Source organism: Demequina sediminicola (genome assembly GCF_000975055.1).
GTDB classification, from domain to species: Bacteria; Actinomycetota; Actinomycetes; order Actinomycetales; family Demequinaceae; genus Demequina; species Demequina sediminicola.
Map to the genome: position 1 here is coordinate 736,423 of NZ_BBRB01000001.1, position 11,635 is coordinate 748,057.

At 62.9% G+C, this 11,635-nt stretch carries 12 protein-coding genes; 3 read left to right on the forward strand and 9 right to left on the reverse strand.

Annotated features, from left to right (window positions below; genetic code table 11):
- Window positions 1–5: 5 nt before the first annotated feature.
- Window positions 6–1,304, reverse strand: coding sequence for a hypothetical protein (locus tag AOP79_RS03480; RefSeq protein ID WP_062070445.1), 1,299 nt, complete (start codon window positions 1,302–1,304; stop codon window positions 6–8).
- A 290-nt stretch (window positions 1,305–1,594) separates the two neighbouring features.
- Here AOP79_RS03480 and AOP79_RS03485 point away from each other — a divergent pair, with 290 nt between their 5' ends.
- Complete coding sequence (locus AOP79_RS03485; RefSeq protein WP_062070447.1) at window positions 1,595–2,641, forward strand: cytochrome c biogenesis CcdA family protein; 1,047 nt, start codon at window positions 1,595–1,597, stop codon at window positions 2,639–2,641.
- A 294-nt stretch (window positions 2,642–2,935) separates the two neighbouring features.
- Here the strand turns inward: AOP79_RS03485 and AOP79_RS03490 are convergent, their stop codons facing one another.
- The 6 genes from AOP79_RS03490 to rpsF form a co-directional block, all read right to left on the reverse strand.
- Window positions 2,936–3,583: a redoxin family protein gene (locus tag AOP79_RS03490; protein WP_062070449.1), complete on the reverse strand. Its 648-nt coding sequence runs from the start codon at window positions 3,581–3,583 to the stop codon at window positions 2,936–2,938.
- Between the two features lie 196 nt (window positions 3,584–3,779).
- Window positions 3,780–5,147, reverse strand: coding sequence for a replicative DNA helicase (dnaB, locus tag AOP79_RS03495; protein WP_062070451.1), 1,368 nt, complete (start codon window positions 5,145–5,147; stop codon window positions 3,780–3,782).
- 661 nt (window positions 5,148–5,808) lie between these two features.
- The gene (gene rplI / locus AOP79_RS03500) at window positions 5,809–6,255 is read right to left on the reverse strand and encodes a 50S ribosomal protein L9 (protein WP_062070453.1); all 447 of its coding nucleotides are present in this window, start codon (window positions 6,253–6,255) and stop codon (window positions 5,809–5,811) included.
- 13 nt (window positions 6,256–6,268) lie between these two features.
- Complete coding sequence (rpsR, locus tag AOP79_RS03505) at window positions 6,269–6,505, reverse strand: 30S ribosomal protein S18 (RefSeq protein ID WP_062070455.1); 237 nt, start codon at window positions 6,503–6,505, stop codon at window positions 6,269–6,271.
- A gap of 28 nt (window positions 6,506–6,533) precedes the next feature.
- Complete coding sequence (locus tag AOP79_RS03510; protein ID WP_062070457.1) at window positions 6,534–7,004, reverse strand: single-stranded DNA-binding protein; 471 nt, start codon at window positions 7,002–7,004, stop codon at window positions 6,534–6,536.
- A gap of 54 nt (window positions 7,005–7,058) precedes the next feature.
- Entirely contained in the window at window positions 7,059–7,349 is a 291-nt protein-coding gene (gene rpsF / locus AOP79_RS03515) for a 30S ribosomal protein S6 (protein ID WP_062070459.1), read from the reverse strand.
- A 219-nt stretch (window positions 7,350–7,568) separates the two neighbouring features.
- Here rpsF and AOP79_RS03520 point away from each other — a divergent pair, with 219 nt between their 5' ends.
- On the forward strand, window positions 7,569–8,801 hold the full coding sequence (locus AOP79_RS03520; RefSeq protein ID WP_152647982.1) for a carboxylate--amine ligase: 1,233 nt from the start codon (window positions 7,569–7,571) through the stop codon (window positions 8,799–8,801).
- Here the strand turns inward: AOP79_RS03520 and AOP79_RS03525 are convergent.
- Window positions 8,770–9,954: a DegT/DnrJ/EryC1/StrS family aminotransferase gene (locus AOP79_RS03525; RefSeq protein ID WP_062070463.1), complete on the reverse strand. Its 1,185-nt coding sequence runs from the start codon at window positions 9,952–9,954 to the stop codon at window positions 8,770–8,772. The two genes, AOP79_RS03520 and AOP79_RS03525, sit on opposite strands and share 32 nt — an antisense overlap.
- A gap of 99 nt (window positions 9,955–10,053) precedes the next feature.
- Between AOP79_RS03525 and AOP79_RS03530 the strand changes: the two genes are divergently transcribed.
- Window positions 10,054–11,088 carry a lipid II:glycine glycyltransferase FemX gene (locus AOP79_RS03530; RefSeq protein ID WP_161794215.1) on the forward strand — a complete coding sequence of 345 codons (1,035 nt, stop codon included), beginning with the start codon at window positions 10,054–10,056 and terminating at the stop codon, window positions 11,086–11,088.
- Window positions 11,089–11,113: 25 nt separating this feature from the next.
- Here AOP79_RS03530 and AOP79_RS03535 read toward each other — a convergent pair whose 3' ends face one another.
- Window positions 11,114–11,632 (reverse strand): hypothetical protein, encoded by a 519-nt coding sequence (locus tag AOP79_RS03535; protein ID WP_062070467.1) that lies wholly within the window; start codon window positions 11,630–11,632, stop codon window positions 11,114–11,116.
- Between the last annotated feature and the right edge of the window lie 3 nt (window positions 11,633–11,635).

The window sequence follows — 11,635 nt, forward strand, 5'->3', positions numbered from 1 at the left end:
CGCATTTAGCCGGTGACGGCCGTCACCTCGTTAAGTGCGACGCCCACCTCAGCGGACTTCCAGACCTCACCCGCAACGTAGTCGACAATGTGGAGCGACTCGGTCGCTGGGTCGGTGACATAAGCCATGCCGTCAACAACGGTGAGCGACGGGTGTGCGGTCTGCCATTCTTCAGGAACGTCCCACGCATCAATCACTACCGTCTCGACCGTCACTTCGCCGGTTGCTGGGTCAATGGTGCGCAGCACGCCGTCGGAGCCCAGCACGAGCGCCTCGCCGTCAGATCCGCGGCGGATACCGCGGAACGTGTACAGAGCATCGGCGTCTCCGAAGGGCTTCACAACGCTCACCGATTCGCTAGCGACGTCGTACAGCGCAATCTGGTCCAGGCCTAGACCTGCGTCGGGGTCATCGTTGAAGTCTCCGAGGACCACCGAGCTACCTTCGCTGGAGAACAGGCTTCCGGTGCGTCCAGGGCTATCTGCGTTGACAATCTTGTGAACGTGGTCGCCGTGGAATACGAGGGCGCCGTCTTCGCACCCGACCATGAAGAAGTGCTCGTCATCGGCATCCCGGAATCCGGTTTCGCCGTGAACGCCGGGGCATTCGTCACTGACGGCCATCTCGGCGCCGTCTGCGGCGAGCACCATGGCGCCGGTGCGTTCATCTTCGTTGCCGCGGGTGACGAGCATCTGTCCGTCTTCGGTCACTGCCGCAACGCCGTGGTGCGCTTCGGGCGCGGTGTATTCGCGGATGGGGTGCAGGTGCGCGTGCTCAGCCATGTCGGTCCACTCAGAAATCTCCACGACGGTGGCGTGTCCAGTGGCGTCGTCCCACAGCGTGGTCGTGCCTTCGTGAGGCACCACGTGTCCCGGGGTTTCGGCGTCGATGGTGAGGTCCGTCAGCATCGGCTCTGCTGTGTAGTAGTGGTAGTGGTCTCCGTGCCCTTGTGACCAGGTGCCTGCGTCAAGCACTGTCCAGCCTCCGTCGGTCGCGACGGTGGCGTGGCGGCCATCCCCTACTGCCGCAACGCGCAAGAAGCCATCCTTGTCGATGGTGCTGACGACGTCGAGGCTGTTCGCGTCGATGATCGCCACTCCCCCGTCGTAGGTAGCGACAAGGCGTGGGGTGCGAACGGCCTGCTCTTCGGACTCGCTAGCTGCGTGGTCGTGGGATTCGGCCGATGCTGTGGGGCTCGTGGTTGAAGCGGCCGATGACCCGCTCTCGGCGGGCGCGCAGGCGGCAAGCGTGAGTAGCGCTGCGACACCGACGGCCGATGCGGTGGGAATGGTGGGAGTCTTCATGAGGGTTGGCCCTGGGGCCACCTTTCCAAGTGGGGCGAGGGCAGCGGCGGGTGGCCGCATGCTGGGTTCGCGAGGTGGTTGAACGATCAGGACACTAACACAAAATGGGAATCGTTATCATTATCGGAGTACGGGGATGTGCCCCTCAGAGCCACAACACCCCGGCAAGCGATTACCGTTGAAACCACCACGCCACGCACAACCACGCACACCCCACCCATCCGCCGGCCGCCCCGCAGCGAACACTCTCAGCGAACACCTCAGCGCCACCCAGCATCACAGGAGAATCCATGCTCGACGCCACCGCCGTTGCCTACGCACTCCTACTAGGCGCCGTCGCCGCATTCAACCCCTGCGGATTCGCGCTACTCCCCGCCTACATCACCGCGATCGTCACCGGAAGCGCCGAGGGCGGCGTCACTCGCGCCCAAGCACTCCGCCGCGGAATCCGCTTCGGCGTAGCAATGAGCATCGGCTTCCTGGCACTCTTCCTCGTGCTTGGCCTCATCTTTGGCGCAGTCAACCTCGCACTACAAGCGAAAATCCTGCCCTACGTCTCCTACGCCACCGTGGTCATTGGCCTAGCGCTGATCTGGCTCGGAATCGTCCTCACCGTCAAAGGCGAGATGCGCGGGCCTGGACTCCGCATCAACGGCGCCGCACCCCGACGCACCTTCTGGTCACAAGTCGGATACGGCGTCGCCTTCGCAGTCGCGTCACTCAGCTGCACCATCGGACTCTTCCTGGTGGTCGTCACCCAAGCACTGAACGCCTCCAGCCCCATCGATGCCGTCGCGCCCTTCATCGCCTACGGCGTCGGAATGGGAACGTCAGTGGTGCTCGTCTCGGTGCTCGCAGCGCTAGTCGGCTCCAGCCTCGCCTCGGGACTACGCAAACACACCGTCACACTCATGCGCGTAGGCGGCGTGCTCATGATTGCCGCCGGAATCTACGTCACCGTGTTTGGTCTCGCAGAAGTACTCCCCCAGTTCGGGATCCACACCTTGGACCCCGTTCTCAAGGCCACTATCTCCGCCCAAAGCGCAGTGTCACAGGCCGTGTCATCCTGGGGCACGCCAGTGCTCCTCGCTCTCTCTGGCATCGCGCTCATTGCCGTCATCTGGGCCTTTGTGACTGGCCGCTCAGAACGCAATGGCACCTCAAGCGAGCAGGAGACTGCCGGCGGCGGCGGTTCTCCGTCTGGCGAGACTGGCGCCACAGAGGCCGCCACCACCGTCAACGTGCCGAACGGCGGGGCCACCTCGCCGGCAACAGGAATCCGCACCGCCGACAGCGGGACACTCGACGCGATCCGCAAAGCCGCGAGCAACAAGTAGCGAGCCGCCTGCGGACGGCACTGTGTACCGTCCCTGACATGGCGCGGCCGCTCTCTGCCACCCCACACCACCACGCGATACAGCCGTTCGGGCACCGACCCGCGACATGCCCGCTGGCGAGAGTCCTTCGCAAGTCAGGGACGGCACAGGTTTAGGTCAACACCGGCCTAGGTCGGAACAGGTAAAGGTGGGCACAGGTAAAAGTGGGCGCCAACACAGCGATGCCGGAACCCTGACGGATCCCGGCATCGTGTTCATGCTCAGATGTGTGCGCTGACGACCAGCGCTTCTTGACTACTTCGACGCGAGCGCCTCTGCCGCTTCAACGATCTCAGCGGTGTCGAGCGAGCCGCCAATGGTCTCAATGCTGCCGTCATCATTGATCAACACGAAGGCCGGCTGGTAGGCAACGCCAAAGCCGGACCACAACGAGCCGTCCTCATCAAAGATGTGGTCAAAGCCTTCAAGGCCATAGGTCTCGACGAAACCCTGCGACGATGCCACGTCAGCCTGACCCGGCAAGCCATAGAGCGTCACGCCGTCAGGAAGCTGCTCCTGTGCAGCGCGCACGTCGGGAGACTCAGCCTGGCAGGTGGGGCACCATGACGCCCAGGCCCACAGGATTGCGTCAGTGCCGGCAAGCGACGCACCGTCGAACTCTTCGCCATCCATCAGGGTGGTCGCGGTGAAGTCGAGCTCCGCGGGGACGTCGGCGGCCATCGCGTCGTCTTCCATAGAGTCGTCCTCCATGGCGTCGTCCATCGAGTCTGAGGCCTCGGCACTGGAGTCCATCGCGTCGTGCGTGGCCTCCATCGCGTCCTCGGTCGCAGACATCTCGTCACCGGGCTCGGCGTCCGACGCACAGCCGGCAAGGGCCAGTGCGGCAACACCGGCGATGGCAGTTGTCACAAAGCGATTCTTCTTTGCAAAGATGCGGGTCATGGGGTCCTCCCAGGTCAGGGCACATCAAGGTGCGGCTGTCTTCACGGTACGACGCGGATCGCGATGAAGTCACGAGACGCTCACTCCGGGTTCGTTGCTGCCAGCCCCGCGGATGGGTTTTGCATGGGTCTCGCCTCGACCAATGTGCTCACAGCGACTCGTCACACTGGGCTCAACGCCCGAGCATGCGATCTTGTTACATGTCTGGAGCCATGTCCGTGAAGTGGGCGTAGTCCTTCTTGAATGCCACGGCGATCGTGTCAGTGGGGCCGGCGCGGTGCTTGGCAACAATGAAGTCCGCTTCGCCAGGCCGGTTTTCCTTGTCGTACACATCCTCACGGTGCAGCAAGATCACGATGTCTGCGTCCTGCTCAATGGCGCCGGATTCACGCATGTCGGACAACATCGGCTTCTTCTCCGTGCGTTGTTCCGCACCACGGTTCAGCTGCGAGATCGCGATCACAGGGACTTCAATTTCTTTCGCGAGAAGCTTGAGCGCGCGAGAAAACTCAGAGACCTCTTGCTGACGCGATTCGACCTTCCGACCTGAGCTCATCAGCTGGAGGTAGTCGACTACGACGAGTTGCAGGTCATGCTGCTGCTTGAGGCGACGGCACTTCGCGCGGATCTCCATGAGCGACATGTTGGGAGAGTCGTCGACAAACAGGGGCGCCTTGGCCAGTTGCGCGGCGGTGTGAGCGAGGCGTTCCCAGTCGTTGGGGCCCATGGGGCCTTTGGTCAACTTGGAGAGCTTCACGCTTGCCTCGGCGGACAGCATGCGCTTGGTGATTTCTTCGCGGCTCATTTCGAGCGAGAAGATGACGGACGCCTTGTTGTGGTGAATCGAGGCGGAGCGCGCAATGTCGAGGCCCAGCGTCGACTTACCTACTGCGGGCCGTGCCGCAAGGACGATCATCTGGCCGGCCTGGAGGCCGCCCGTGAGCTCGTCGAGGTCACGGAATCCTGTGGGCACACCGAGCATCTGCCCGTCTCGGTTGGAGGCTGCATCGACCTGCTCGAGCGTCTGCTCCATGATGTCGCCGATGGAGAGGTAGTCAGCGGAACTTCGGCGCTCTGTGACGGCGAAGATCTCGGCCTGAGCACCATCGACGACGGCGTCGATCTCAGCGCCGTCACCGTCGTAGCCCATTCCCGCAATGCGAGTGCCCGCCTCAACCAAACGGCGGAGGATTGACTGTTCGCGGACAAGGCGTGCGTAGTAGCCGGCCGATGCCGCGGACGGCACCATCGCGATGAGCGTGTGGAGGTACTCCGCTCCACCTGCGCGTCCGAGTTGATTGGTGCGCTGCAGTTCGGCGCCGACAGTCAGTGCATCGACCGGGTCACCGGCGTTGTAGAGCTTGACTGCCACGTCGAACACGATCTCGTGTGCGGGCTTGTAGAAATCGTCTGCGCGCACGGTTTCAATCACGTCCGCCATCGCGTCCTTCGACAGCAGCATGGAGCCGAGAACCGACTGCTCGGCCTCAAGGTTTTGGGGTGGCAGGCGTTCATACGACGGCGGCTCTTGTCCGTACGATGCTTCGAGTTCGTCGACTGACATGAACGCGATGAACCTCCCTGATTGATGCCTACCCGAAGTGTCCCTCACAGGTGTGACACGCCAAGTTATGGCCCTGAGCCGCTCGGCACAAGTTCACCGTTGTGTTACCCGTGGATAGAAATGGGCGTTTCGGTGGAAGACCTGTGCACAACTCCCCACTTCACCTGTGGAGAGATATGTGGATACCACCACAACCATCCCCAGCAATCGCCTATTACCAGGCAATATATTCCCCCTTGGCCTGGGGATAAACCTCCGCAGCAAAGTCACCGGCGTGTCGCACATCGGCGTGTCGCACTCCGGGTGCGGCGCATTCGCCGTAGCACTACGAACCGGCATGCACCCCCACGCCCGCCTCAACACTACGAACCGGCAAGCACTCCACCACGCCCGCCTCAACACTACGAACCGGCTCGCACCCCGACGCGCCGCTGCTCGGACCGAATCGAGCGAGCACACACGGCGCGCCCCGGCCACCTTTGGTTCAAACTGTCCCGGGATGGGGTGGCGAGAGACGGGGTGGCCTGGGGTGGCGTGAGCTGAGATGGCTTGAGGCAGCCCCGGCCGGCACACGGGAGGAACCAGCCACGCCGCTCTCCCCGAACACGCAACGAGGCCCGGCCCCCATGATGGGAACCGGGCCTCGTGAGCGTGAAGAGCGTTACTTCGCTGCTACCACCTGAACGGCGACAGTTGCGGAGATGTCTCCGTGCAGCGACACGTCCACGGTGTACTCGCCCAGCGCCTTGATGGGCTGGCCGATGTGGATGCGGCGCTTGTCGACCTTCGCGCGGTCGCCAATGGCGTCTGCGATGTCGGCCGGCGTCACGGCACCGAAGAGGCGACCGGACTTGCCGGCAGTCTTCTCGACCTTGACGGGAGCGGACTGCAGCGTGTTGCGTGCAGCCTGTGCCTCCTCGACGGAAGCGATCTCCTTGGCGCGCTGCGACTTACGCATGGCGTCGATCTGCTTCTCTGCACCTGCGGACCACGGGGTGGCCAGCTTGCGGGGAACCAGGTAGTTGCGTGCGTAGCCGTTCTTGACGTCAACGACGTCACCGGCGATGCCGAGGCCTGAGACCTCGTGGGTCAGGATGAGCTTTGCCATGTCTGACCCCCGATCAGCGGCCGGAGCCGGCGTAGGGAAGAAGCGCCATCTCGCGTGCGACCTTGATCGCGCGCGCGATTTCGCGCTGCTCCTGAACGGATACACCGGTCACGCGACGTGAACGGATCTTTCCGCGGTCGGAGATGAACTTACGCAGCAGAGCCGTGTCCTTGTAGTCGACGTGGTCGACCTTGGCGGCCTTGAGCGGGTTCACCTTCTTGCGCGGCTTGCGAATGTCTGGCTTAGCCATTGAATACTCCTGAAGTGGAAATAAGTGTTTAGAACGGGGGCTCGTCGGACGCGGGGGCGGATGCCCACGGGTCGTTGGAGGAGCCGCCTGCGGGAGCGCCACCACCGAAGTTGTTGCCGCCGCCGGATCCACCCTGACGCTGGGTACGGTTCACCTTGGCGGTGGCGTAACGCAGCGAAGGGCCGACCTCGTCGACCTGCAGCTCAACGACGGAGCGCTTTTCACCATTGGACTCAAACGAACGCTGCACGAGGCGGCCCGAGACAATGACTCGAGTTCCCTTCGTGAGCGACTCGGCCACGTTTTCCGCGGCCTCGCGCCACAAGGAGCAACGCATGAACAGGGTGTCGCCGTCCTTCCAATCACCGGACTGGCGATCGAAGGTGCGCGGCGTGGACGCCACAGTGAAGTTAACGACCGCGGCACCGGACTGAATAAAGCGCAGTTCGGGGTCAGCGGTCAGATTGCCAACGACGGTGATGGGCGTTTCGCCTGCCATGAGTATTCCCTTGAGTTTCGTGTGTGAGTATTTGGTTGCAGTCGGGATCAGTTGCTACTTGGCCTCAGGGCGCAGCAGCTTGGTGCGAAGAATGCTCTCGTTGAGGCTCAGCTGACGCTCGAGCTCCTTAGCGGTAGCGGTCTCAGCGGTGAAGTTCACCACTGCGTAGACGCCATCGTTCTTCTTCTTGATCGGGTAAGCCAGACGACGGCGGCCCCAGATGTCGAGCTTGTCGACGGTGCCCTTGTCGGTCGTGACCACGTTCAGGTACTTGTCGAGCGACGGCTGAACCGTACGCTCGTCCACCTCTGGATCGAGGATGATCATCATTTCGTACTGACGCATCGAGTAACCCACCTCCTTTGGACTGTGCGGCCACGGACGTTCCGTGGCAGGAGGGTTGATGCTTGCGCGCGATTTCACCCAGGTAGGTGAAGGCGAGCGCAGATCAGGATACCCCGCCGCAGTGACACGGCGCTAGCGGGTGTGGGGTTGTGCATACTCGGCGCTGCTGGAGGACTTCCGTAGACTGCCGGGGACACTGTTCGAGCAAAGGCGTGACTCTTGATGTACGGCAATGATGATTTTGTTCCTGTGCTCCTCGGTACGGGAGTGGGTGCGTATAACGTGGCCCGCTCGCTGCATGAGGTTTATGGGGTGAGGTCTTTGGCCTTGGGCCGGGCGGCGCTGCATGAGACAGCACATTCAGCGATTGTTGGGGTGAGGGCGCACCGCGATTTCGATAGCGCCGATGCCGTGGTTGCGACGTTGTTGAAGGTCGCCGAGGAATTTCCTGACCGCAAGCTGTTGTTGATTCCGACGATTGAGTACTACACGAACGTCGCGTTGGACCACAGGGAGGCTCTTGAGGAGCACTTCATTGTGCCTTTGGTCAGCAGGGAGACAGCCGATGCTTTGATCGACAAGTCGGCTTTCTACGCGACGTGTGAGAAGCACCAGATTCCGCACCCTCGGTCGGTCATTGTTCCTCCCGCCGGTGCGGGTGAGGAGCCCGAGATCCCTGACCTCCCGTTCAGTTTCCCGGTGATTGCGAAGCCTTCCAACACCGACATTTACCCACGCTTGCACTTTGCTGGCAAGGAGAAGGTGTATCTCGTTGACGATGCTGTGGAGTTGGTCAGCGTGCTTAAGCGCGTGAACGCCGGTGGCTATGACGACGACATGGTGGTGCAGGAGTTCATTCCTGGCGACGAGACGGTGATGCGTGTCGCGAACACCTACTCCGACCGAAACGGGACGATGCGTTCGTGTTCTGTAGGACAGGTGGTGATGGCTGACCACGACCCCACGATGGTGGGTAACAACAACGCGATCATCTCTGTCGACGACCCCGACCTCACTGCTTCCCTCCGCTCGCTGCTCGACGCCATCGGTTATACGGGCACGGCCAACTTCGATGTCATGAAGGATCCACGGGATGGTGTCTCCAAGGTCCTTGAAGTCAACCTGCGTCTGGGTGCCACCGCGTACTACGCGACGGCGGCCGGCGCCAACATCGTTCCGGCGATCGTCGAGGACCGCGTGTATGGCCGTGACCCTGGGGACTTAGTGACGACGGACAGCGTCCTGTGGATCAACCTGCCGCGATGGGTATCCCGCATCTACACGCCCAAGGCCCTCCGCCCGCAGGTGAAGGCCGCAGCTCGCCGCCGCACCGCCCACACACTTCGCTACCATCCAGATCTGACTGCCAAACGGTTCATCACGGTGATGCGGATCGACCTTCGCTATGCACTCTCGACGTTCAAGTACGGTCGCGCTGGAATGAATCAATAGCCTCACGAACATGCGCTGCGATGGCAGCGGTCTCGTGTGCGTCGCGTCCCGTGGGCACATTGACGATGCGTGAGATGACGTCTTCAGTGACGGCCACAGCAGGGTCGCTCGGGTCATAGCCATAGCTGCTTGGGTCGGTTGCGCCAGGAAAAAGCGCAGGCCGGTACCAGGACCCGGCATACACGCCACGGCCGCGAAGGTCGGCGACCACGGCATCCGCATCAACTCCTGCGGGGACCAACAACGGAAGTCGAATGAGCGGCTGCAGTGCACCGTCAGCGTCGACGATCGCGACACCTGCAGGAACCAGGTCGCTGAGAGTCTCAAGGTAAACCGCAACCGAGGCGCGCCGGCTCTGTTCGAGCGTTCCCAGCTGCGGAAGGTGCTCCGCCATGTGCCCCTGAACCCAATCTGAGGCCGCGAGGTCCGAATGCGCCAGTTCGCCGGCCTGCTCCGACGGTGCCACGGCGGGCTCGAACAGCCCTGCACGTGTGAGCCCGGCACGCATCGGCCGGCTAAGCGCGCCTGGCAAACGACGCAAGACTCCCAACTGGGTGCGATACGTCTTAGCCGCGAACTGCAGCCGTGCGGACGGTGCTACAAGCGCTTCCAACAGAGCGGAGGCACGGTCGCGAAACTCGGTGTGGGGAGTATCCGGGTTGATCCAGACTGCCCCACCAAACTTCGTGGGAAGCGCCTTCTCCACGCCAAAGGAATGGACCGACACATCCGCAAGGGGGACCCCGTGCTCGTCCCGCGCCATCCGACCCAAAGCGTGCGCCGAATCCTCCACGACCACCACGTTCCGGCCGCGTGCAGCTGCCGCGAGCGCACGCGATCGAGGCTCATCGACGATGCCGAACGTGTGCTGAACGGTCAGCGCCACCGCGTCATCAGGCAGCGTCAAAGCATCGGGGTCAAGAGCACACGAATCAGCATGAATATCGGCATACACCGGCCGCAAACCTTCAACCAGAATGGGATCGACAGCAGTCGAGCACGTGAGGGACTGTGTCAGGACGGTGCCGTTCTTCTGCTCCGCCGCGAGTGCCCGGTAGACCTGCTGAAGCCCGTACCGCGCCTTGAACGTCAGGTGCCAGTCGTCGGGACGCGTGCCAGTGAGCCGCGCAAGTTCCTGCCGAACCGTATCCATGCGCCCCATTATGGACGGGCGCGCCCCGTTGGTCGCGACTCTGCACAGTGCGCGGTGAGGCATTGGCCGCTAGCTCCCATGCGGTCTAGGCTCGTGGACGTGACTGCCACCCTCCACATCACCGAGATCTCAACTGATGACTTTCTCGCACTCGCCCGCACTGGATCCGAGCCGGTCCCCATTGAGCAGGGGCCTGCATGGGATGCGTACGATGCCGCGGTTGAGGGCCGTTCACACTGGCGGCGGCTGCGTATCGACGCGGGGGACGATGCTGTTGCCGTCATCTCGTTGAGTGCGTACGAGGGGCGCGGGTTCCGATATCTGTGGGCCCGCCACGGACCGGTGTGGTTGACCGAGCAGACAGCATCGCGGGAACGCGCCGTTCGCGGAGCACTCGTGGCATACCTGCGAAGGGAAGCGCCGTGGGCGACTTTTGTGCGGCTCCACGCAAAGGAAGAGGCCTCCGACCTCCACGAGCTTCTGCAGACCGTGACGTACGACCACACCATCGTGTTGGATCTCACGCCTGACGAACACAAGATTTTGGCGAGCTTCTCCAAGCGTGGTCGCTATAAGGTGCGCCGCACGCTCAAGGACACGGATATGACCGTGACCGAGGAGTCGGACACCACGCCGGAGAAGTTCGAGGAGCTGTACGCGATCTACCGCGAGACTGCCGAGCGTGATGGCTTCGGGATCTTCCCCGCATCGGTCTACCTAGAGATGCTCGATGCCCTCGGAGAGCACGTCCGCCTCTGGGTAGCGCGGCGCCATGACACTGGCAAGAACGGCGACCTCGTCCCGGGCCGCGCTGTCTCGTGGGTGTTGAGCACTGTCTACGACAACGCAGGATGTGACACGTACGCCGCCGGCAACACCGAGGCCCGTGACACGAACGCGGCCGTGCGCCTCAAGTGGGAGATCATTACTGCGCTCAAGGCTGAAGGCGTCACTCAATACGACCTCATGGGCGTGGGCTCGGATCGCGCGCCCACGCTGATGGGTGTGCGCGAGTTCAAGCAGCAGTTTGGCGAGGTTTCGTTTGTGGATCCCGCCTGGGACGTTGCCCTCAAGCCGTTGCGCTACCGCATGTTGCACTGGGCACTCAAGGCCAAGCGCGCGCTGCGGCGGTAGCCTTCCTGCGCTCGCCTACCGCGGCCTACCGCCCTGCGTCCGCAGCCGCCTGCGCTGCAAGAAGCGGTGACCGGTACCCGGGGGCACACGCCAAAGTGACGATGCTGGCCACAGCAAGCACAGCGGTCATCCAATGGGTCACATAGGCGGCTGAATCCAGAAGCTCGGGCGTCGCACCTGACTCTTCTCGCGTTGTTGTTACCAGGATGATGATCCACACCTGTCCGCACAGTGCAAGGACGATGCGCGCCGCATTCGCGACGTGTCCTCCCATGTCCGAAGCGTTCAGGCTGGCCAGCATCATCCATAGCCACGTCGCCAAGAACGCGACCCACATGGCGGCGGCTCCCCAGAAACCTGCCGCTTCGAATTCGATCGTCGCGAGCGGCGTGTAGCCGGTATAGACGATAGGGCCGAGCACGAGCACCGCCGCGGCAGCCCAAGGCCAGCCGAGCGCTCGCTTGCCGTGGCGCTGACGGGCTCGACGCGATCCCCACGCCACGCAGACAAAGACCACAATCGCGGCCAGGCCGCCAAAAGTCATCGG